Below are 22551 nucleotides of genomic sequence, written 5' to 3'. Positions count from 1 at the left end.
TCTCACTCAATTGGCTCAATGACAAGATTATCTAGCAGTAGCATCTCTTTCCATGTAGTTTTGGATTTTTGGCAAAATAGTCTTTTTTGTAGATTATCGATAACCACCACTTGAATGCATTGCTGACCAAGCGCGGAAAAATAAAGTTGCTCTATTTTTGCACTTTGGTAATCGGTTGAATTTTTCTTTAACACTTGAACCTGACCATCGATATAAAGTGCGTCTTTAGGAATAATGACCACACTTTGTTTCATTTCACCTGCTTTAGCTATACTTTCTTTAACTTCATTTTGTTCATTCTTAACCGGAAAACTACAACCCGCAACAAACAAACTTCCTATAACAAGTAATAAAATACGTTTTTTGATGAGCATACTACCTACCATTTCTAGTGCCTTACAGCCTCTACGAACCATATAGCAATTATATTTTTAATCTTCAAAGTCTGGCATTTTGCCATAAAAACTACCATTAAGCTGAGTGTTTTGGATGAGATAACGTCGGTACTTTTCAAAAAGTACGCTATCGGGTTTAGCTTGTGAATGCCAAAAATCATCCAGTTTTACGCCTTTATTCGTTAACCCTTCTATATCATATAAAGCATACCCCAGGGTTAAAACCGGAGTACCGTGATAAATGGATGACAACCCCACTGTGCTGTTAATAGTAATAGTACCTTTTGCATTTTGCAGACAAGTCGGCAAATAAAGATCATGTACGACATTCACTCTATGCTCAACCCCATACTTACTTGCCTGGCGGTTAATAAAAGCGGAGTACTCCATGCGCCCCCTATCAACGGGGTGATGTTTGAATAACAGATAATCATCTTGATTAGCCTGTTTAGCGAAGGATTCGATAACTTCGATAATGAATTTTTCTAGTGATCTATAACCTGAATGTTGCAAAATTTGAAAATCATTATGGGTTTGTAGCGGCACAAAAAAGTATTGTTTTTTTCTCTCCAACACCAAAGATTTTAGTAAACCCCTTTCTGTGATTTTATATTTTTGTTTTCTATAAAGATTACGGATACCGAAAAACGCCTCCCTAAACCCAGAAAACCCTCGATGATGTTGATAATGTGGATACAGAAAATATAAAACATTACCCATAAAATAATAGACTATGGCGCTAAAAATCATCTTATAAGCACTAAAATGTGCATCTTCAGAGCTAGGATCAGGAAAATGATTTAAATCTAATTGGTCATAAAAAGCTCGATCCCTTCTCATAACACTAAAATGATTCACGCCAAATTTTTCTAAAGTAATGTAGTTTGGCCTCAAATACCCTTCTTCAAACACAAACACATCAATACCTAAGGCCTTAGCCACTTGAATTGCCTGTGATTGATAGAACCGACAATCACCAAACAGATAGATTTGATCTATTTTCTTTTGATGCAGAAAAGCTTCAATAAAACTCACCCAGTTTTTTCGGGTGTCTTTATAAGGAGTGTAATTATCACGGTAGGAAAAAAAAGCATCGCCGGCATTAAATCCAATTCGGTAGGTTGTCGCTCCTTTTTCTCGAAACACTTTATCTAATCGCTTAAAAAAAGAGCCCATTGGCCCTTGCAGCAACAGAATATTTTTATGTTTAATCTCGCCGATTTTATTCAATTTCATAGAAACGTATTCTAGTCTAAAACTAACTAAATCTACTTACTATTTTCAATAAAAAACGCACAACTTTATTTCTAAGATTCTGTTTAAAACGCAAAAAAAACGAATTCTCTAAGTTTTGTTTTTGTTCATGCAAACCGACAAAAACCGCTTCAAGCTCACACTCAGCATGATTTTTTGGATTAATATAGGTTGGATACATCAATAAGGTTGCCGCTACAAGGCCTGGCAAGGATAGTCTTTGAGTTCTGCGATTGCAGATTTGTTTATCCTCAGTTAGCCCCCAACCAGCATAAAAAGGCATTCCATAGGTAACTACTTTCTTATTGCGTAATAACGCCTCAAAACCAACCAATGAAGTCATAGTATGCACTTCATACGCATGCTCTAAAACCGTATCAATACCGACTTTGGTAATAACTTGATTACAATACTGTAAAGCCACCTCTTCTTCAATATGACCTATTCTATTGCCCACTAAGACATCTGGATGCGGCTTGTAAATAATGTAAGCCTCTGGACAATTCAGCCTAACCTGTTTTAGTAAAGCTAAATTGGTCATACTATTGGCACCATATTTTATAGAGGCATCGTCCTCCACTTGACCTGGAATCAGTACAAATTTTTGATTGGCAGGCAACTGTAACAGTTTGTTTTCATACAGGTTGTATTTTGAAAGCTTATTTTCAACTAGATAATCAATTACCTGCTGAGAACGTTCTATTAGTTTACTGTCAGAATCAAAATCATAGGTTTGCAAAATTATTTCTAAATCACTCGGCTGAGTTGGATCAAAATAAATACCTTGCGAATCGATGACCAAAGAATAGGGTTGCGTTAAATCTGAACCTAACGAATTGGAGCGGATAAAACCATCTTCTACTCTAAAAATGGGAATATTGTGTTTTTTCGCATAAGACTCTACTTCTGCAAACGCCTTTTTACCCCAAATGTAAAATACACCAGGCCTGGTCGATTCTGAGTTTAAGCCTTGTTGCTGTGCAATTTTAAGATGTGACTGACCAAATAAAGGATTAATAAACTGCAAGCTTTGATGGTTACGACTCCGCAAGAAGGGCTTAATATAATTGTGTTTCCAGCGCGAAAAGCCAAATAAAAAAGCTTGGGTATTACTTAAATACTTAAGCTGTCGAGACTTAGCTTGTATTCGAGCAATCGTCGAAATCGTATCAAAAATATCGGATTCTTTTTGAGTGTAAGGATTAAAGTATTTTGGGTAGAGCATATACGCTATGGCAAATATCTCAGATACACTGCGTTTTTTGGTTCGCCTTTCAAGCTTAACCCGATCATCCGTACAGCCCCAGCCAGCATAAAACGGCATCCCAAAACAAACACACTGTTTATTGAGCAATAATGCTTCAAAACCCATTTGCGAGGTTTTGGTATACACCTTATCAAAAAACTTTAGCAGTGAGATTGGATTAAAACTCTCAGTAATAATCTGCGCATATTGCTTGACTGAATCAATTGAAATATCTGATTGTTTCTTGCCTGATGCGACATCTGGATGAACTTTTAAATAGACTTTAGCATCAGGGTTTTCATCTATCGCCGCTTGTAATATTTGTTGTGTGGTGATTTGTTCAGCCAGTCCATATTTAAGCGAGGCATCACCTGCGGTTTGAGCAATGACTAAAATGCGTTTTTCATTTTTTGGAAAGAAATCATTTGGCACATCTTGAGCCAAATTGTATTTGGAGATTTGATGTTTAATCACTTGCTCGATTGCAAGTTCAGCCTGATTTACCAGGCCTGGTAAATCACCAAAATCAGTTTCGTTAAGTAAATTCTCAAGTTTAGAAGGCTGGGTAGCATCGTAATAAATACCTTTATCATCCTCCACCACAGAAAACAGCGGAGCACCATCTACACCCAAACCAATTGAACGTATAAAACCATCTTCATACAAGGTGCATTGTCCGTTAAAGGTTTTTGCGCACCAAGAAGCAAGCCGCCCCGTACGTTTACGCCCCCAACCCACAAAATGCTTATCGGTAAACAAGGCTTTTAAGTTGTACCAGTAAAACTGATAACCGCTTTTTATATTAAAAGGGTTCATTCATTTCCAAAAATAATCATAAAACCATACACCAACAACTATCGACCATAGACCAACGACTATCGACTATCGACTATTTAATCGTTTGCTTTTCAAGACCTTTTGCCAACACCAAGTCAACAATAGGCTGTTCACGCTTATTAGCTCTTTGGCAGTGATTAGGCTGAAAGTAGTCAGTAAATGCAATGACTCTACGCGCCCACTTTTTATTGTTACGTTCACGCCAAGCATGTGAGGAAACTGATTCCCAAGCGTAGCCATCAAACACGGTGGCATTTACAAAATGATCCATCGCTCTTACACCCTGACGAACTCGATTCGCACGACCAGTGAAACTAAAAATCACAATCAAGAAATACCCAAACACAGCCAAAGGAACGACTAGACACATTAAGCCAAAGCCAGTAAACCACTCTTTCCAAGAAAACCTCACTCAAAACTACCTTTTATATTTTTTAACACGCATACCGTTTTCAGAGCGTATTGTAAGACTTCCTACAGGCTTGGGCTCAAAACCTTCTTCCAGTTCAAAACGATATTCACGTATTAATGTTGATAAAACAAGCATAGCTTCTTGAATGGCAAAAGACATCCCTATACATACTCTTGACCCCATGCCAAAAGGGATATACGCCCCCCGCTCTGAAGGATCACCATTGTCAAAACGATGAGGACAAAATTCATGAGGCTTGTCCCAGTAATTCTCATTTCTTTGAATTAACCAAGGGGCAATTACAATAGCATCTTTGGTGGTAATTTTTTTTCCTCTCATTTCTTGATTTTCTGTTGCCTCTCTCGCTAAAAAACCAACAGGAGGATACAAACGTAATGATTCCATAAACACTTGCTTCAACAACTTGAACTGCTTTACATCATTGGAGGTTAAAACCTGCAATGGGTTTACACTATTAATCTCATCAAAAAGCTTTTCTTGCTCTTCAGGAAATAAACTTATTAGATAAATAGTCCATGTTAAAGCCGCTGCTGAAGTCTCATGCCCACCTAAAAACAAAGTCACCATTTGATCTGATATTTCTTTTACAGAAAAATCGTGTTCCAGTTGGCTTGCGGTTACTAGAACCGCATGGAGAATGTCATCTTTCTCATCTCCATTTTCAAAAGAAAGCATACGCTCTTGAACAACCTTTTCTATAACCTTACGCACCTTTTTGGCATTTTCAATTCTCTTGCGATCATAAAAATCGAAAAGTCTATTTTTTGGTATACCGAACATTCTTAAAATAGTAATCTTGGGAGACTGTTTCTGAAAATCTGAGAAGGCATGCATAACCTGTTTAGCCTCCTCTTCGTTAATATTCGAAGACAAAATAGCCCTAAAAATAATATCCGCCGTAACCAATGTCATCTCTGAAGCAATATCAAAAGCCTTATTTTCTTCATATTGAGCTAAACGCTGCTGCATAGAATTCGTTGCCTCAACCATTTTTTCAAAGACTTTATTAACATTATTTTGCTTAAAACCTGGCATTAACACGTCCCTTTGTCGTGACCATTCTTGACCATTAGAGGTAAATAAATTTCCTCCCAACAACGGTTCTAAGACTTCGTAAAGAACATGGTGCTTGGGGTAGTTTTCTGGTTTTTCTATCATCATTTTTTTTACTTGAGATAGATCGTTAACCATAAACAACTTGCTTGTTGGGAAACGAATCTCCCCCATTTTCATGATATAACTTCGAGCATACAAAGCATCCATCCATGAACGACTTTTCTTAAAAAAAATTTTAAATAATGATGCTCGTTTCTCAGATGGTTTTGGAAATATTGGACAACGACTCATTCAGCACCTTCTTTCAATCTTTTCAATAGAAGCGGCTCAGTTAATAATTTTTGATAATTGAATACACTTTTATCGGGCAAATCAGGTTTGTATAAATATAAAAAGTGAACTTTGTAAAAATCCCACCTCAAACTTTTGTAAAACTTTTTATAAAAAATTTTGTGAAAACCCGCTGATAAAACTCTATCAGGTTTAGCTTTTGTATCAAAACCTGGATTCACTTTATAGAAATTAACCGCATCTTTTCCAGAGGTGACATCAACCCAATAAGACTGTCTATACTCAATAGAGGCTAGTTTTTGGTTGAACCATGCCGCACCTTTCACAACTGAAACACCGGTTACACAGTGACCTAAAGTAAAAACAGATAAAGCCTTTGCTTGACCATTTTTTTCAAGTTCAGACAGAATATTAAGGGTTAATATAGTACCTACACTATGCCCCACCAAAACAACTTCATCAAACGCTTTTGATTGCAATGTGTAGGCAATTTTTGCTTGAAACTGCTTCTCTTTCTCAATGACATCTACAGTTTGCTGTTTTGCGTAAAGAGCAAAAAAACGCATGATTCTTGTCACCCAAAATATATGTGTTTTTTCAAAACCTCGATAGATTAACGCGTTTAGAAAAAACCAGGCAATCATTGCCAATACCGTTGCAAACCCTCCATAAACATCATAAATACTTTGTTTTATATAAAACAGCAAACCTACTGCCAACAAAAACCAGGCTAAAAAAAGATAAACAGAGAACCCTTTTTGAATCGCATCTCTTAAAGTGACTTTACTGCCTCTTAAATAACCGCCTTTGAAAACAAATTCAGTAAAAAGCGTTGCGACATTAATCAAGTTACCTTTAAACCCACTAAGCCAATGATTACGAACACTTTCATGCCAGCTTAGAATTTCATAATCCACACTTAACCCCCCAAGCTGATAACTTAATTGCGATTTAGTCTGCCCAGACAAACTTGCTTTTATTTCTGGAAAGTTCTGCAACAACAACTTTTTGTAATAAGACTCACTTCTTGGATCAAATCCTGGAATGTAAAAAATCTTACGCTTAGTCACTGGGTTCATAAATCTAAATTCAGTATTTTTTATGTTGGGATGGGCAATTATAAGTGTTGTTAAGCGATATTGAATAAATCTCTAAACTATTTAAACCAAATAAACGGCAATTTACGATCAAATAAATTCAATCAACATAACCTTACCTATTCTTTTTTAAATCCAAGTAAGGCAGCCAATACCATAGATGAGGGGATTTACGTACAAGTTGATTCAATCTAACATCAATCTCATCTGCAATTAATTTTGCCTGCTCAACTTTATCAATCGCTCGATTATCAATATCTGAATATTGAATTTTTTTATCAATATAAATCACAAAATGGGTAGATTTCACTCGCTCTACATGAATAGGAATCACGTCAGCCGAAAACTTAACCGCCAGGCGACTTAACATCCATCGATTACCTGCATAAGGTATATGCCTACCCAAAGAGGGGGCAAAAACCATACCCTCTTTTTCTTCATCCGGCAAAACAAACAGGTTGGAGTTGTTTTTAAGCATAGACTGTAATTTTTTCATTGCCATTGGTTGTTCGGTTGAAATTAAGTGGATTTTTTTCCCCCAACCCAGACGTGCGCTGTTAACAATCTTCATTCTCTGTTCATTTTCTCTAGGTTCATAAAGCGCGCAGGTTGGATTGTCGAGTTGTGTAAAAACCTTTAGGATGATTTCCCAGTTTGATATGTGAGGAGCAATGAAAATGGTGGGGCGAGTTCGGTTTTGAAGGTTTTCCAACCCCTCAATTTTAATTCGATTCAGTTTATCTATTTTTTGCAAAATCGTTGTTTCGGCATAGAGCCGTCCAAACTCCTCACCAAATTCTATGAGCCACTTCTTTTTATCCTTTTCGGCGGATACTGCGTGTAATTGCTCAAGATTATTATAAAATCTCGCCACCCATTTTCTGTCTTTTTTTGCCGCTCTCAAAACCTCCATTCGCCCCAATATCGCTCCAATTTTAGAAGTAATATTTACCGGTAAAAATTTCATTAACCAAGCCAAAATCAGTTCAAATCTAGGATGCATGTAAAGAAACCTCTCTTTTATGAAGCATCATTGGCACGCCTTTTTTAGGTCTTAAAGTAAGCCTGCATTCGATTTCAACTTTTTCAGGCTGTGTGAGTTTTGGGGTAAACTTTTGGGCAAGCATGGCCAGGCAAGTTATGCCTTCAATGAGTCCAAAACGTTTTCCAAGACACACCCGGTAACCGACACTAAAAGGAATATAAACAAACTTATCTGGCTGAGGTGCATCGGGTAAAAATCTTTCTGGTCTAAATTCATCAGGATTATCCCAATATTTTTTATGTCTATGTAATAGCCACGGAACAACCAGAATATTGGCACCTTTTGTAATTTTTTTGCCATTAATTTCAGCGTCTTCCCTTGCCTCTCTACTCAAAAGAGGCACGGGAGGATATAGGCGCATAGACTCTTCAAAAACGGCTCTGGTGTAATGAAGTTTATCAATATCATCCAGTGTCGGCTCCCGCCCACCTAGGACTTCATCTAACTCCGTTTGTAGTTTTTTCATTACTTCTGGATATTCACTCAATAAATACCAAGTCCATGACAGTGAATTTGCAGTAGTTTCGTGTCCTGCCATGAACATAACAATCGATTCGTTTCTAGCGGCCTCTAAACTTAAAGGGCAAGCATGACCTTTACCTAGTTGACCGGTTGACCCGGTTAAAAACATCGACACTAAATTGAATTTTTCTTCTTTCACTGTTTTTGCACGTTCGATAATAGTGTCAATTACATTATGAATGCGATGCGTCGACAATTTGAGTTTGTATTGACGGTAAGGGTTTTTCATAAAAGATAACGCTGGAATACCCAGAGAGTCTGCCAGATTAATCTGATCGACATTCTTTTGGTATTTTGAAAACTCACGCACAATTGTTCTTACCTCTGAATCCTGTGTTTCATCTCCAAAAATGCTTCTACCAATGATTTTAGCGGTCAACCTAGCCATCTCATTTAAGATATCAACCTGCCCTAGCGTTGCTTTTTGCTCCCATTCTTGGATGAGCTCGTTGCTTGAATCAACCATGACATCAAAATAACCGGACATCAGCTTATTGTTAAACGCTGGTGCACAATAATTTCTTCGTTCTTTCCACAACTTACCATCACTAACAAATAGCCCATCCCCTAATAAAGGCTCAAGGGCATGGCGCATTTGTGGACTTTTTTTATCATAATTATCATGCTCCTCAAGAAAAACCGTTTTGACGGTTTCTGGAGAGTTACAAACAACATATTGCTTATTTAAGATTTTGAATTGAAAAAACTTCAACTCATACTCCTGTTCAGACCAAACAGAAAGCAAATTTTTGCGAGCCCATAAAAGCCTTTTAAACATGCTTGAAGACTTTTCTGGTCTAGGCGCCATTACAGGAAATTTGACATCATTCATCGTAAAAGAAGGCTCTTAATTAAAGATACAGGCAAGTATTGTAAGCGAATTAATTAAAAATTCATGTCTCGAAACGACACTAAATAGCTTTAGAAAAAAGATGAAGCAAAAAACGGAATGAATCACTACCCCGCTCAGCTAATAATCGCTTAACTTCTTGAGAGTATACCGAATCCTGTCAAAGCTTTTAATCAAGTCGTTTATGAAAACGTTTTATCGCCAAGACCAACACTAAAACAGTGAAAACCATCAATATCGCCAACTCTTGATATAACTCGGTAATATTTGCACCTTTAAGCATTATCCCGCGTATCAACCGCACAAAATGTGTCATGGGCAAGATTTCCGCAAACCACTGCGCCAGCTTTGGCATGCCATCAAAAGGAAATGCAAAGCCCGAGAGCAGGATGGAAGGCAACATCACGAAAATTGCCATTTGCAAGGCTTGAAACTGACTTTTAGCGATAGTGGAAAACAACAAACCGAGTGCTAAATTTGCCAATACAAACAGAAGTGAAACAATGTAAACATCGGCAATACTGCCGTGAATAGGCACTTTGAAGATAACGGCACCAAGCACCACGACCAAAGTGACCTGGATAAAACCAATGACGATATAAGGCACGACTTTTCCAACCATCAGTTCGGTACGGGTAATCGGTGTATTGATTAACAACTCAAGGTTTCCGCGCTCCCTTTCCCTGACAATGGAAACTGCGGTGAATATCATCATGGTCATCGTCAAGATGACACCAATCAATCCTGGCACCGTATTAATAACAGAACGTCGTTCAGGATTGTAGTAGTTCCGAACCTCAAAAAGCTTATTTGATTGAGCTGTTTCTTGGGTTTTATGGTGTAGCCGCATAGCAGTCAACTGATGTGCAGAAGCCAAAATCAATGGATCAGACCCATCTACCAGCAACTGGGCGGCAGGCCGCTTTTCATCTTGCAAGCGGCGTTCAAAATCGTGTGGAATAACCAACCCGATACTGACCTTACCCTCTCGTAACAAGGTTTCGATTTCACTGACTTGTTTAACCCTATATTTTATCAGCGCGACTTGAGAGGCCTGAATATCGGCAATCAACTCTCTGGATAGCTGAGAGTTTTCTTGATTTACCACAGCCATAGGTAGGTGGCGGACATCGGTATTGATGGCAAAACCAAACATCAATATCTGAATCACAGGAATACCGACAATCATCCCTATAGTGAGGCGGTCTCGTTTTAACTGCCAAAACTCTTTTCGTAAAACGGCAAACAATCGATACCAGGAAATCATTGTGCAACCATTGTTTGTTGACTTGTGGAAACCACAAAAACATCTTCAAGAGATGCTTCAACCTGGAGAACCTTACAACCATCAAAATCGGAAAGGCCATTTTCAATAAAATGGACTGGATGTTTGAGCTCTTTATTCAATAAAACCCGCAAATGCATCCCCAACTGGGTCACACTAATGACATCCGGCATTGCCAATAAAGTTTTGCGCATTAAATTAACCGACCCACCTTCAACCTTTAAAACCCAGGCGGCTAAATTCGCCATTAAATTACTCGGCGTATCATCCGCTACTTTAATACCATGATCTAAAATAGCCAGTGAGTGGCAACGCTCGGCTTCATCCATATAATGTGATGAAACTAAAATAGTCGTACCCTGATTTACCAAATCGAATAAAGACTCCCAAAAATCTCGCCTGCTTTGAGGGTCAACCGCACTGGTAGGCTCATCAAGAAATAACAGGTCTGGTTTATGGATAATTGCCGCCGCTAAGGCTAGACGTTGCTTCTGTCCACCACTCATCTGTCCGGCCAAGGTATTTTGTTTGGCTTCTAAATTATAAATAGATATGACTTCAGCAACCCGTTGGCGCTGTTGCTTGGCAGACAACCCATATACATAAGCCATAAAACTCAAGTTTTCTTTTACCGTTAAATCCTCATACAGAGAAAATTCTTGCGGCATATAACCGATGTGTCTCTTTAACTGCTCACTTTGTCCGGGTATATGCAACCCTAAAACCTCTACCTCGCCACGAGTAGGCAACAGCAGACCGCACAACATACGAATAGTCGTTGACTTACCTGAACCATTAGGACCTAAAAATCCGTAAATACTGGCTTTCGGAATCGTCAGATTAAGACCATCGACAGCCTTAACATCGCCAAATTGACGTGTTAGCTGTCGGCATTGAATCGCAAATTCGGTTGACATCTCAGTGTTTAACATCGCTTTGAAAAATCGCTGTTTCAGAGGATTCGAAAACAACATTTAACGGCAAGCCCGCAGGCAACTGATTGGCTTCATCATCGACTAAATCCACCTTGGCCAAATAAGCCAAACGTGAACGGTCAGCTTCGGTTAAAGAATAATATGGTGTAAATACCGGGTCATTACTAACCACCCTCACCCTGCCTGAAAAGGGGCTTTCAACACCATCGACAAAAACTTTGGCGGATTGCCCTGGCTTGATTTGCGCACGTAAAGGTTCTGGAATATAAACTCGGGCATAAGGATTATTTCCGACCAACATCACCGCTACGACACTTCCTGTTTTAGGCTCTTCCCCCTCTTTATAAGGCAAGCTATCCACCAAACCTTTTGCAGGCGCTAAAAGCGTTAAATGCTCTAGATTAATTTGTTGATGCGCTACTTGAGCCTGAGCGGATTGCAGTGCTTTTCGGGCTTGCTCAACTTGCTCTTTACGGGTTCCTGCCAACAACGCATCCAATTTGGCCTCTTCCAGTGCTAGTTGCGCTTTCGCTTTTTTATAAATAGCCCAGCTGTTATCCAGATCAGCCTGACTGGTTAAATTTTTCTTAACTAAAGCTTTGATTCTAGCTAAATCGATTTCCGCTAGATGCAACTCACTTTTGGCTTGCACCACAGCTTGTTTAGCTTGCTCCATTACCTCTATCCTTGAGCCGGCAACCAGTTCATCCAATCTCGCTTGCAACTGCTCTTCTATGGCAATAAAGCTGTTCAAAGTAGCCTGAGCACGACGCTTATCAAACTCAAGAACAACATCTCCTTGGTTGACTTTCTCACCCTCACGAACATGCAACTTAACAATCGGCTCACTGACTTCATTCGTTAGCTCAATCCGATCCCACTCTAAAGTCCCAACAACTTTATCAAGTTCATTTTCATGCTGACAACCACACATAAAAAAGGATGGAATGACCAAAAACAAAAGAACAGGTATTAACGTAGCTAACTTCATTTTTATATCCAGAATTAGAAAACCCACAGACTGGTTACCCGACCTAAAAACGCGTTTTAAAACGCAAAAGACCTGGTTTAAGGGTAAATAACCAAATTCAGTCTATATTTAATACAAATAAGCGTCAATTTTTAAAACGACACAGATAAAGAACAAAACAAAGATTACAACAAGCGTAGAAAATAAGAAGGGATAGAAACAAAAAAGCCCCAGTCTTTCGACTAGGGCTTTTGAATTTGGCTCCCCAACCTGGACTCGAACCAGGGACATACGGATTAACAGTCCGGTGTTCTACCAACTGAACTATTGGGGAATAGATACTGAGCAACGCTCTGTATGGGTGCGTATTATAGGGATTTATTTCAGCTGTGCAACAGATTTTTTATAATTTTTTAATGATTTTACTGTTTTTTTTAAAACTTCTCTAAATATCAATCAGTTGTCATTTATCCAAAAATTCAAAATATAAATCCATTCGCTTTTTCAAATTGGTGCACCAATAGAATAATCATGCCTGTTTTTTATGCAGATTTAACCATCTCCTCACCCCAAAGCAGAGTTTGCTTGTTTTAAAAACGCACTAACTCTATAAAACAACCGCTTTAAATACAACACCTTAGAACCAACACCCTCTTTAAAACCGCTTAAATGGCTTGTATATTGCTAAAATCACACAAAAAGCAAAATTAAAATCACCAGGCCTGGTGAATCTATTTTATGGCGGAAAATTTTAATAGAAACGTCACGCATTAATTTAGTAAACAGCCTTAAAGTACGCTTCATTACTAAAAATTTTGATTTATACTGACAAAATCATATAGAGCACAATCAACGCAAAATTAAATTTAGGATTATTCATTATGTCTTCATCCCTTCGTAAAGTTGTTATCCCTGTTGCAGGTCTTGGAACTCGCTTTTTGCCTGCTACCAAAGCGATTCCAAAAGAGATGATTACCCTGGTTGATGAGCCATTGATTCAATACGTGGTTAGAGAAGCGGTTTCAGCAGGCTTTACAGATATCATTTTGGTAACACACTCATCTAAAGGTGCGATTGAAAACCACTTTGACCACAATTTTGAATTAGAAAAGACCTTAGCGTTTAAAAATAAAACCGCGCTTTTGGCTAAAGTGGGACACATCCTTCCTGAGGAAGCCAATATCATCTCGGTTAGGCAACCTCAAGCATTAGGTTTAGGGCATGCGGTGTTATGTGCGGCACCGATTATTGGTGATGAGGATTTTGCAGTCATGCTACCAGACGTCATTTTAAACAATGACTCGAATGATCTTAAAAACATGGCGATTGCGTTTGAGAAAACCAAACACAGCCAAATCATGGTTGAACCCGTTCCCACTTCTGATGTTGATAAATATGGTATTGCGGACTGTCTAGGGGTGGATTTACAGCCTGGAAAAGCCTCAAAAATGTCGGCCATCGTTGAGAAGCCAAAAATCGATGAAGCACCATCAAACCTTTCCGTAACCGGGCGTTATATTCTCAACAATCAAATATTGAATTTATTAAAGGTCACCCCAAAGGGTGCCGGCAATGAAATTCAATTAACGGATGCGATCGCTCAATTGATGGAAATCGCCGATGTCGATGCCTACTGTTTAGCTGGTAAGAGTTATGACTGTGGTGATAAGCTAGGATACTTAAAAGCAACAGTTGAGTTTGCCATGCAACATCCTGAACTTAGCAATGAATTTACAACCTGGTTAAAAGAGTACATGCAATGAAGCAACTCCCTTCTTATCGTATTTTAGAGAACTTAAGCAAACAGGCTAAAGATCGCCACTTAGCCAGCTTGTTTGGTGATGATACCAATCGTTTTGAGGAGTTTAATGTAAAGCTACCAGGCCTGATATTAGACTATTCCAAGCAAAACTTAACCGCTGAAGACAGACAATCTCTGCTTAATTTAGCAGAAGAAGCCAAGCTGACGGAGTGGATTGAAAAACTCTTTACTGGTGAGAAGATAAACCATACTGAAGGGCGTGCCGCAGGCCACACTTTTTTACGCGATTTAGCCGACCCTAAAGCCGAAGTCAGTGAACAATGGGCCAAGATGGAAGAGTTGGTGGAGCGTGTTCACACCAAGCAACTTAGAGGCTATTCGGGCAAAGCGATTACCGATGTGGTTAATATTGGTGTTGGGGGTAGTGACTTAGGGCCTCTTATGGTGACCCACGCATTAAAAGGCGTTAGAAGTCCTCTTGCTCCTGAGTTGCACTTTGTATCCACCTTGGATGGTAAACAACTCCAAAGATTACTGAAAAATCTATCTGCAGAAACCACCCTATTCATAATTGCATCCAAATCATTTACCACTATCGATACCTTGTCGTTAGCGAAGACGGCTCGAGAATGGGTAGAGAGTTTTTCTCCGACTCAAGCTGGCACCATGCAGCATTTTATTGGTGTTTCGACCAATGCGCCGATGATGCAAGAGTGGGGATTGTTACCAGAGCATCAACTGCTGTTTTGGGAGTGGGTCGGTGGCCGGTTCTCACTTTGGTCAACGATTGGTTTGACCATTGCGTTACAACAAGGAATGCAAGGCTTTAAGGCCTTTTTACAAGGTGCACATGAAATAGATGTGCATTTTAGAACGACCCCTTTTAAAGATAACGTTGCCGTTATGTTAGGTTTAATCAGTGTTTGGAACATCAACTTCTTAAACTTAGCAGGGCAAGCGATCCTGCCTTATGACTCTCGTTTGAAATATCTAGCCAGCTATCTTGAACAGTTGGTTATGGAAAGTAATGGTAAACATGTTTCAAGAAGCGGCGAAATGATTGATTATCGCACCTGTCCGATTCTTTGGGGTGAAGTGGGTCCGAATGCCCAGCACGCCTTTTACCAGCTCATGCACCAAGGAACAGAAAGAGTCATGTCAGACTTTATTCTGTATGCCGAAGCCAGTGGTAAAAGTGAACGCCACACCTTTCACCACCACCTGAATATCGCCAACTGTTTGGCACAAAGCCGAGCATTGATGGTGGGTAAAACCGATGATGACCCAAACAAGGATTACCCTGGTGGCCAAGTTTCCAACACGCTTCTATTTGATAAATTAGATGCCAAACACTTAGGCATGATGATTGCCCTGTATGAACACAGCGTATTTGTACAATCGGTCATTTGGGATATCAATCCATTTGACCAATGGGGTGTAGAACTGGGTAAAAAAATTGCCCTAGAAATATTTCAAAAAATTGAAGCTAAAGATACCGAAGGCTTAGACTCTTCAACACAAGGCATCTTACAGAGCATATGGAAGACACAAAATGAAAATTAACGTTTTTGGAAACACCATCAGTGCCATGGTTTGTGCAGGCTGTTTAGCTGAAACGGGGAATAACGTCACCCTCATTGGCAAACGCCCTGATGATATTGCTGAACCAGGCCTGGTAGCACTGTTAGATAATCAGTTAACCAGTGGTCGTTTAACCATTACCGATAAGTTAAACCCTCAGGCAGAATGTCATATTATCGCCTTGGAACCGGATGATTGTCATAATGCCAAACTCATTGCCAATCAGCTAGCACAGTCCGCCTCACCGGAAAGCACTTTGATCGTGCGCAGTAACTTTACCATTGGCTTGGCGAAAGAATTGGCGCAAACCGCCAAACTTGAATTTGCAGTCAACCCTGACTTTGCGGCTGACGGCCATGCAATTCAACGCTTTACGCGCCCAGATAGAATTATCATTGGCACCTCTAGTGAAAAGATTAGAGAGCAACTAAAACAGATTTTTGCCCCTTTCAACCGCAACCGTGATGTCATTCTTAATATGACGCCCGCGTCCGCTGAACTTACTAAATATGCGACTAACGCGATGTTGGCGACACGAATCTCTTTAATGAACGAATTAGCCACGATTTCTGAAGTGATTGATGCGGATATTGAAGAAGTTCGTTTAGGTTTAGGAGCCGACAAACGTATTGGACGCGCTTACCTTTATCCTGGTATCGGCTTTGGTGGCGATAACTTCACCCGTGACTTGGAGCGTATCAAATCGCTATTGCCGCAAGCCCATCACCACGGAGGAAAAAGCCTCCTGCAATCGGTTATCGACATTAACGAAAACCAAAAGGAACTGTTCTTTAGAAAGCTTTGGCAACACTTCGATTGTGACTTGAAAGGTAAAACTATCACTTTATGGGGTCTAGGATATAAACCGCATACCACCTCAATCGAAAGCTCTGCGAGCTTAACTTTGATTACCGCCTTTATCAATCAAGGCTGTTCATTGAAGCTGCATGACCCCTTCGCTTTAGAAGCTTCTAAAGAGTGGGTACATAAAAACCTTTCCAACCATCAGCAGCAACAAATTTCTTTCCACTCAGAAATGTATGACGCCACTGAAAATTCGGATGCTTTGTGTGTGTTAACCGAATACAAAGCGTTTTGGTCGCCAGACCTTGCTGTACTTAAAGAGAATATGCAAACACCCATTATTTTAGATGGCCGCAACCTTTATAATAAATTCTGGGTTGAAGATAATGAATTCATCTATTACGGTGTTGGACGTTAAGCAACCCTCTTATTTCATAAACTCATTCAGCAAAAGATTTTTACCTTATGACAAGCCTTAGCGCATTTAAAGCCTATGACATTCGAGGCATTGTGCCTCAAGACCTCAACGAAGACTTAGCCTATAAGATTGGCCGTGCTTTCGCGAGTGAATTTCAGCCAAAAAACATCGTGATTGGCCATGATATCCGCCTGGAAAGCCCTGGATTATCCAATGCCTTATGTAACGGCCTACTCGATTCTGGCGTAGACATCATTCACCTTGGACTATGCGGAACCGAAGAAGTCTATTTTGCCACTAGCCATTATCACTCTGACGGTGGGATTATGATTACCGCCAGTCATAATCCAAAAGGCTATAACGGCATGAAATTGGTTTCTAAAGGTTCGCAACCGATTAGTGGCGACTCAGGTTTAAAAGCGATTGAAGCCCGTGTTATCAATCAAGACTTTACGGCTTTAGCTTCTCAAAAAGGCAAACTTGAGAAAAGAGAAGACAAATCCGCCTATGTTGAGCACCTATTAACGTATGTGGATGTCGCCAACCTACCTAAACTCAATATCGTGGTCAATGCCGGTAATGGTTCAGCGGGTCCAACGTTTGACTGCCTTGCTGAAAAATTACCCTTCAACGTAATTAAACTACATCATGAAGCAGACGGTAACTTCCCTAACGGTGTTCCAAACCCGATGATTGTTGAAAACCGTGCCATAACATCAGACACCATTGTGGCGAAAAAAGCCGACATGGGGGTAGCCTGGGATGGAGACTTTGACCGCTGTTTTCTATTTGATGAAAACGGTCATTTTGTTGAAGGCTACTATTTAGTAGGACTGTTAGCGGAAACCTTGTTAAAGAATAATCCGGGAGAAAAAATCGTACACGACCCTCGCCTAACCTGGAATACGATTGAACAGGTCCAGCAAGCTGGTGGCCTGCCGATACAATCTAAAACCGGACACGCTTTTATCAAAGAACGCATGCGTAAAGAAGATGCAATTTATGGTGGTGAAATGTCTGCCCATCACTACTTCAAAGACTTCTTCTATTGCGATAGCGGCATGATTCCTTGGCTACTCATCGCAGAGTTAATGGGAAAAACCGGAAAATCACTCTCACAGTTAATCGAAGAGCGCATGAAAGCCTACCCTTGCAGTGGTGAAATCAATTACACCGTCAAAGACAGTCAAAAGATTTTGAAGGCCGTGCAAGCCAAATATCAACCCGAAAAGCCTGTATTGGATGAAACTGACGGTATTAGTTTGGAGTTTGCCGATTGGCGTATGAACATTCGTTTATCCAACACCGAACCTTTGTTAAGATTGAATGTGGAATCGCGAGGTGACCCAGGCCTGGTCACTCAAAAAGTGAAAGAGATTGAAGCGATTATCTTTGCGGACTAAATGAGTTGGTCAATGGTCTTTGGTCGTTAGTCCTTGGTTAAACAATCATTGACCATCGACCAAACACTATCCATCTACCTTACGTAGCCAATACCAAGAGAATAACAGCAAGGCAATTGACGGCCCTAGCGCCCCCAAGACAATCGGCAATTGATACACTACGGAAATATTTCCAATCAGCTGATTGATAAGATGAAAGCCCATACCAATCAGTACGCCCAAAAAGATTCGTTGTCCCACACTCACCTGACGCATAGAACCGAAAATCAGCGGAAATACCACGGCAATCATCGCCAACACCACGATGGGTGTAGCAATTTTGCGCCATAATGAAAGCAGATAACTACTCGCATCTAAGCCATTGTCTTCCAAAAACGCCACATAATGATATAAATCCCAGCCGCTTAAATAACGGGTTTCAATATCCAACTTGGTTAAGTCTTCCGGTTTTAGCGGAAAAATTTCGGCCATCTTTTGCAGATTTTTGCTTGAATACTCTATTCGTGCAGGTAATTGTTGATCTGCCGGCAGTAGAGTTAAATCAACCTGCTTAACCTCTTTAAACACCCAGCTATCGTTAACATAATGAGCTTGTTTCGCCTGTATAAGCCCTTTGATCCTTCCCTGATCCAAGTCATACACTTCGATATCCCTTAAGTCTTGACTGGAAATAATGCGCCCGACATGAATGTAGCGATACTCATCTTTAACCCATAAACCGCTGTTTGAACCGATTGAAAAGCTCTGATTCAATGCTTCTGCCCGCATATTTTTTGCATAGGCCTCACTTTTAGGAGCAATAAACTCACCGATGACGGCCATGACCAACCACATTAAAAAGGCGGTTTTCAGTACAGCCCATAAAATTCGTTTAATAGACCACCCTGTAACCCTCAACACGGTTAATTCAGATTGATTGGCTAAACTACCCAGCCCCATCAAAGTGCCTATTAACAAGACAATGGGAAAGACTTCATAACTATAGACGGGTACTTTCAATAAAGTATAAAAAGACGCTAAACCTAAGGTATAACCCTCGGTTAATTTACCGACCTGGTTCATAAATTCAAAAAATGAAAAAATCACCATTAAAACCAACATGACCAACAAAGAGTGACCGAGAACCACACCACCCAAATAACGCTCGATTCGATTCATGGCTATTTCGCCTCCCCGATAAAAGGCAACCGGCTTTTCCAATCTTTCGCTTTATTGATTGGTAACTTTTTCATATCCGTTACTGCAAACCACAAAAAGATAACCGTTACAGGCCAGAGGCCTAGCCAAACCGGCCAACCACCATTGGAGATTCCATCACGCCCCACCACCAATAACTGGTTATAAACGATGTATAACACCAGAGCGATAAACAGTTTGGCAAAACGTCCTTCTCTAGGCCCGGTGCGACTCATTTTAAGCCCCAGCAAGCCAAGCACAATAATGCCAAACGGAGTAACCAAACGCCATTGCAATAGCGCCAATTCATTCAAGTCGGTTGATTTAAACAACTCCATAGTCGGTTTTTCGAAGACTTTGGCGCGTAATTTAGCCTGTGCAAGTTCTGGTAAGTAACCTTCAAAACGAGCAAACTTTTGTACGGTTACATCCTTAGCCGCATGTAGACCACGATAGCTGAACCCATTCTCCAAAACCAAAACCACGCGATTTTCAATCCATTCAAAACGCCCAACGGGCGCAACCAAGATAACGTCGTTCTCTTTATCGGCAAATTTCAACCAGATCGATTCCATCTGGCCGCTCTCAGCAATCGATTTGGTATACAGCACACCTTGATTATTAGGTAAAGAATTGAACTTACCCGGAACCAGACCGGCTATCGGCGAGATGGTTTGTGCCTGACTGATCAGCAAACGTTCTTGTTGATAACTCCATGGCGTGACCTGCAAGCTAATCCAGGCTGTAATCAAGGCCACAGGTATCAAAAATAGAAACACCACCCTTTTAAAATAGGCAGGGCCAATCGCACAACTATTCAGCACCACCATCTCTTGGTCTTGGTAAAGACGCCCAACCGCCAACATCACGCCAATTAGCGCAACCAAAGGCAAGATAATCTCTAATGCGGGAGGGATTTTAAGCAACAACACCTGCAACACAACCGATGCAGGTATCTTGCCCTGCATGGCATCGGCCAAAAGCTTGGTTGCCTCACTGCCAAAAGTGATGAGTAGCAAAACTACCAAAACCGCTAAAAAGGTCAAGGTGAGCTCTTTCAAAATATATTTGTCGAGAATTCGCAAAAACGGGTTCACTCATATTAAAATGATTAAATATTTTGAGAAACTTTCCATGTTCTCTGATTCAGTCATTATACCCAACCCTTGTTGGAGACATAAACAAAAGGCAACCTGTACATGAAATCTATCCATTTTTCTTTTGATACTCAGCTAAGCAATATCGACACGCTTATTTTACCGGTGACGTCAGCTGGTAAATTACCGCAAGGCATCGAAAACATTCAACACTTGCCGGAAATAGAAAATTTTGTAGAAGAACTTTTTCATGCAGGAGACTTCTCAGGAAAAGTCGGCAAGACCTTACTACTGATTAAACCTAAAGATTTCTCAATCAAACGTCTATTATTGGTAGGCATTGGTGAATTGGAAAAGCTTACCGCTAAAAGCTATTTGGCCTCACTTAAAGCCACTGCCGATGCCTTAGACCATTGCGGTTCGGTTAATACGGTAAATGCATTGGTGTTTGTTGCACCGAACAATATTGCTGAAAACCCCCAGGCCTGGTCAGCCATGCAGATTGCGCAGGTATTCCAAAGAAGTTTTTATGACTATAGCCATGAAAGCCGTGGCGAGCACCCGGTCAAAGAACCCAAACTGGAGAGCATGGTTTTCCCTTGCGGCGACCAAACCATCGCGGCAAAACAAGGCCAGGCAACCGCATTGGGAATGGCGTTGACCCAAGACTTGGCGAATATGCCGAGTAATTTCTGTACCCCTACTTACCTAGCAGAAACCGCGATTCAATTAGGTGAGGATTACGGTTATGACGTCAACATTCTCGACCGCGAAGAGATGATTGAAATGGGCATGGGCTCGTTTATGGCGGTGGCTCAAGGCAGCATCACCCCGCCAAAAATGATCTGCTTGTCTTACCAAGGCGGTAAAGCAGGCGATGCTCCGATTGCGTTGGTCGGTAAAGGGGTAACATTCGATACCGGTGGGATTTCACTCAAACCGGGCGAAGCCATGGATGAGATGAAATACGATATGGGTGGTGCGGCGACCGTATTGGGTGTGTTCAAGGCTTTAGGTGAATTAAAACCCAATATCAATGTAGTGGGAGTGATTCCTGCAACCGAAAACATGCCTTCTGGCAATGCGATTAAACCTGGCGATGTAGTCACCTCCTTATCAGGCCAAACCATTGAGATTTTAAACACCGATGCCGAAGGCCGTTTGATTCTATGTGATGCCCTAACCTACACTCAACAAACGTATAAACCGGCCAAAGTGATTGATATGGCGACCCTGACAGGTGCTTGTATCATTGCATTAGGCCATCATGTTTCAGCGATAATGGGTAACAACCAAGAGTTGGTCAATGAACTATTGGCGGCTGGACAAGCCACCTATGACCGTTTTTGGCAAATGCCATTGGGTGAAGAGTGGGATGAGCAATTGAAATCCAACTTTGCCGACATGGCGAATATTGGAGGTCGCGCAGGTGGTTCGATTACCGCCGCACAGTTTTTGGCCCGTTATACCAAAGACGTTGATTGGGCGCATTTGGATATCGCCGGCACAGCTTGGGTCAGCGGCGCCAACAAAGGCGCAACTGGGCGTCCGGTACCTGCTTTAGTTGAATACCTGTTAAAACAAGCTAACTAAGGTTAATACTTTCAATGTCTGAGCCAATTCAAAATCCAGATGTGTTGTTTTATGTTTTGAACAGCACCGAACCAGCTGAAAGAGAGGCATTTTTAAGTAAGCTGTTAAACACCATCTGGAAACAACAACGTCAGTGTGATGTGCGTTTTGCCAACCAACAAGATGCAAAACGTTATGACTTAACGCTTTGGGGCGCAAAACCCCAAAGCTTTATTCATCATGGTTTAGAATGGAATGTTTCTGCGCCCATTCAACTTTACGGGGAGAAAATTACCAAAACTTGCAACGATGTACTGATTAACTTACACCCGGAATTTCCAGAAATTCACAGCCAATATCAACGTACCATCGAAGTATTAGATCAATCCGATTACCTGATAAAAATGGGACGTGAACGCTGGAAAGCCTATAAACAGGCAGGCATAGAACCAACCGTTCATAAAATCGGATTCTAGCCCTCCCCCATAAAATCTAAAGACAAAAAAACGGCTATACAGCCGT

The 22551-nt window shown here is 40.6% G+C and carries 19 protein-coding genes and 1 tRNA gene; 6 read left to right on the top strand and 14 right to left on the bottom strand.

Annotated elements, in window-relative coordinates:
- Window positions 1-2: 2 nt before the first annotated feature.
- The 12 genes from L6421_RS02620 to L6421_RS02565 form a co-directional block, all read right to left on the bottom strand.
- Window positions 3-386, bottom strand: a complete 384-nt coding sequence (locus tag L6421_RS02620) for an outer membrane protein assembly factor BamD (protein ID WP_237262893.1) — start codon at window positions 384-386, stop codon at window positions 3-5.
- Window positions 387-431: 45 nt separating this feature from the next.
- Window positions 432-1631, bottom strand: a complete 1200-nt coding sequence (locus tag L6421_RS02615; protein WP_237262892.1) for a capsule polysaccharide biogenesis protein — start codon at window positions 1629-1631, stop codon at window positions 432-434.
- A gap of 22 nt (window positions 1632-1653) precedes the next feature.
- Entirely contained in the window at window positions 1654-3711 is a 2058-nt protein-coding gene (locus L6421_RS02610; RefSeq protein ID WP_237262888.1) for a capsule polysaccharide biogenesis protein, read from the bottom strand.
- A 73-nt stretch (window positions 3712-3784) separates the two neighbouring features.
- Window positions 3785-4144, bottom strand: a complete 360-nt coding sequence (locus L6421_RS02605) for a hypothetical protein (RefSeq protein WP_237262886.1) — start codon at window positions 4142-4144, stop codon at window positions 3785-3787.
- Between the two features lie 6 nt (window positions 4145-4150).
- Window positions 4151-5512, bottom strand: coding sequence for a cytochrome P450 (locus L6421_RS02600; RefSeq protein WP_237262884.1), 1362 nt, complete (start codon window positions 5510-5512; stop codon window positions 4151-4153).
- Window positions 5509-6582, bottom strand: a complete 1074-nt coding sequence (locus L6421_RS02595; RefSeq protein ID WP_237262883.1) for a hypothetical protein — start codon at window positions 6580-6582, stop codon at window positions 5509-5511. The genes L6421_RS02600 and L6421_RS02595 overlap by 4 nt, the downstream gene beginning before the upstream one ends.
- Before the next feature lie 142 nt (window positions 6583-6724).
- The gene (locus tag L6421_RS02590) at window positions 6725-7612 is read right to left on the bottom strand and encodes a lysophospholipid acyltransferase family protein (protein WP_237262882.1); all 888 of its coding nucleotides are present in this window, start codon (window positions 7610-7612) and stop codon (window positions 6725-6727) included.
- Window positions 7602-9008: a cytochrome P450 gene (locus tag L6421_RS02585; RefSeq protein WP_237262879.1), complete on the bottom strand. Its 1407-nt coding sequence runs from the start codon at window positions 9006-9008 to the stop codon at window positions 7602-7604. Before L6421_RS02585 ends, L6421_RS02590 begins: the two co-directional genes overlap by 11 nt.
- 187 nt (window positions 9009-9195) lie before the next feature.
- On the bottom strand, window positions 9196-10293 hold the full coding sequence (locus tag L6421_RS02580) for an ABC transporter permease (protein WP_237262877.1): 1098 nt from the start codon (window positions 10291-10293) through the stop codon (window positions 9196-9198).
- Window positions 10290-11285 carry an ABC transporter ATP-binding protein gene (locus L6421_RS02575; RefSeq protein ID WP_237262874.1) on the bottom strand — a complete coding sequence of 332 codons (996 nt, stop codon included), beginning with the start codon at window positions 11283-11285 and terminating at the stop codon, window positions 10290-10292. The genes L6421_RS02580 and L6421_RS02575 overlap by 4 nt, the downstream gene beginning before the upstream one ends.
- The gene (locus L6421_RS02570; RefSeq protein WP_237262872.1) at window positions 11230-12237 is read right to left on the bottom strand and encodes an HlyD family secretion protein; all 1008 of its coding nucleotides are present in this window, start codon (window positions 12235-12237) and stop codon (window positions 11230-11232) included. The genes L6421_RS02575 and L6421_RS02570 overlap by 56 nt, the downstream gene beginning before the upstream one ends.
- Window positions 12238-12474: 237 nt before the next feature.
- Window positions 12475-12550, bottom strand: a tRNA-Asn gene (locus L6421_RS02565).
- 547 nt (window positions 12551-13097) lie between these two features.
- On the opposite strand from L6421_RS02565, the gene galU reads away from it, so the two are divergent.
- Genes galU through L6421_RS02545 form a run of 4 tightly spaced genes read left to right on the top strand, consistent with a single transcriptional unit; the run spans window position 13098 to window position 18184 of the window.
- A complete protein-coding gene (gene galU / locus L6421_RS02560) occupies window positions 13098-13979 on the top strand; it encodes a UTP--glucose-1-phosphate uridylyltransferase GalU (RefSeq protein ID WP_237262871.1) in 882 nt (293 codons plus the stop codon).
- On the top strand, window positions 13976-15541 hold the full coding sequence (gene pgi, locus L6421_RS02555; protein ID WP_237262868.1) for a glucose-6-phosphate isomerase: 1566 nt from the start codon (window positions 13976-13978) through the stop codon (window positions 15539-15541). Before galU ends, pgi begins: the two co-directional genes overlap by 4 nt.
- Complete coding sequence (locus L6421_RS02550) at window positions 15531-16781, top strand: UDP-glucose dehydrogenase family protein (RefSeq protein WP_237262865.1); 1251 nt, start codon at window positions 15531-15533, stop codon at window positions 16779-16781. Before pgi ends, L6421_RS02550 begins: the two co-directional genes overlap by 11 nt.
- Window positions 16782-16828: 47 nt before the next feature.
- Window positions 16829-18184, top strand: coding sequence for a phosphohexomutase domain-containing protein (locus L6421_RS02545; RefSeq protein ID WP_237262864.1), 1356 nt, complete (start codon window positions 16829-16831; stop codon window positions 18182-18184).
- Window positions 18185-18250: 66 nt separating this feature from the next.
- On the opposite strand, the gene lptG is transcribed toward L6421_RS02545, so the two are convergent.
- Both lptG and lptF read right to left on the bottom strand, forming a co-directional pair.
- Window positions 18251-19342, bottom strand: coding sequence for an LPS export ABC transporter permease LptG (gene lptG, locus L6421_RS02540; RefSeq protein ID WP_237262862.1), 1092 nt, complete (start codon window positions 19340-19342; stop codon window positions 18251-18253).
- Window positions 19343-19344: 2 nt separating this feature from the next.
- On the bottom strand, window positions 19345-20457 hold the full coding sequence (lptF, locus tag L6421_RS02535; RefSeq protein WP_255695493.1) for an LPS export ABC transporter permease LptF: 1113 nt from the start codon (window positions 20455-20457) through the stop codon (window positions 19345-19347).
- 102 nt (window positions 20458-20559) lie between these two features.
- On the opposite strand from lptF, the gene L6421_RS02530 reads away from it, so the two are divergent.
- A complete protein-coding gene (locus L6421_RS02530) occupies window positions 20560-22050 on the top strand; it encodes a leucyl aminopeptidase (RefSeq protein ID WP_237262858.1) in 1491 nt (496 codons plus the stop codon).
- Window positions 22051-22064: 14 nt separating this feature from the next.
- A complete protein-coding gene (locus L6421_RS02525; protein ID WP_237262856.1) occupies window positions 22065-22505 on the top strand; it encodes a DNA polymerase III subunit chi in 441 nt (146 codons plus the stop codon).
- The last annotated feature ends 46 nt before the right edge of the window (window positions 22506-22551 follow it).

The organism is Thiomicrorhabdus immobilis, from assembly GCF_021654855.1.
Classification (GTDB): Bacteria; Pseudomonadota; Gammaproteobacteria; order Thiomicrospirales; family Thiomicrospiraceae; genus Thiomicrorhabdus; species Thiomicrorhabdus immobilis.
Note: the sequence above shows the minus strand (reverse complement) of the source record. Positions and strands in the feature narration are given on the sequence as shown.

Coding starts and splice junctions, on each gene's coding strand:
- L6421_RS02620 (WP_237262893.1), bottom strand. CDS start 386: ATGGTAGGTAGTATGCTCATCAAAAAACGTATTTTATTACTTGTTATA.
- L6421_RS02615 (WP_237262892.1), bottom strand. CDS start 1,631: ATGAAATTGAATAAAATCGGCGAGATTAAACATAAAAATATTCTGTTG.
- L6421_RS02610 (WP_237262888.1), bottom strand. CDS start 3,711: ATGAACCCTTTTAATATAAAAAGCGGTTATCAGTTTTACTGGTACAAC.
- L6421_RS02600 (WP_237262884.1), bottom strand. CDS start 5,512: ATGAGTCGTTGTCCAATATTTCCAAAACCATCTGAGAAACGAGCATCA.
- L6421_RS02590 (WP_237262882.1), bottom strand. CDS start 7,612: ATGCATCCTAGATTTGAACTGATTTTGGCTTGGTTAATGAAATTTTTA.
- L6421_RS02585 (WP_237262879.1), bottom strand. CDS start 9,008: ATGAATGATGTCAAATTTCCTGTAATGGCGCCTAGACCAGAAAAGTCT.
- L6421_RS02580 (WP_237262877.1), bottom strand. CDS start 10,293: ATGATTTCCTGGTATCGATTGTTTGCCGTTTTACGAAAAGAGTTTTGG.
- L6421_RS02575 (WP_237262874.1), bottom strand. CDS start 11,285: ATGTTGTTTTCGAATCCTCTGAAACAGCGATTTTTCAAAGCGATGTTA.
- L6421_RS02570 (WP_237262872.1), bottom strand. CDS start 12,237: ATGAAGTTAGCTACGTTAATACCTGTTCTTTTGTTTTTGGTCATTCCA.
- galU (WP_237262871.1), top strand. CDS start 13,098: ATGTCTTCATCCCTTCGTAAAGTTGTTATCCCTGTTGCAGGTCTTGGA.
- pgi (WP_237262868.1), top strand. CDS start 13,976: ATGAAGCAACTCCCTTCTTATCGTATTTTAGAGAACTTAAGCAAACAG.
- L6421_RS02550 (WP_237262865.1), top strand. CDS start 15,531: ATGAAAATTAACGTTTTTGGAAACACCATCAGTGCCATGGTTTGTGCA.
- L6421_RS02545 (WP_237262864.1), top strand. CDS start 16,829: ATGACAAGCCTTAGCGCATTTAAAGCCTATGACATTCGAGGCATTGTG.
- lptG (WP_237262862.1), bottom strand. CDS start 19,342: ATGAATCGAATCGAGCGTTATTTGGGTGGTGTGGTTCTCGGTCACTCT.
- L6421_RS02530 (WP_237262858.1), top strand. CDS start 20,560: ATGAAATCTATCCATTTTTCTTTTGATACTCAGCTAAGCAATATCGAC.
- L6421_RS02525 (WP_237262856.1), top strand. CDS start 22,065: ATGTCTGAGCCAATTCAAAATCCAGATGTGTTGTTTTATGTTTTGAAC.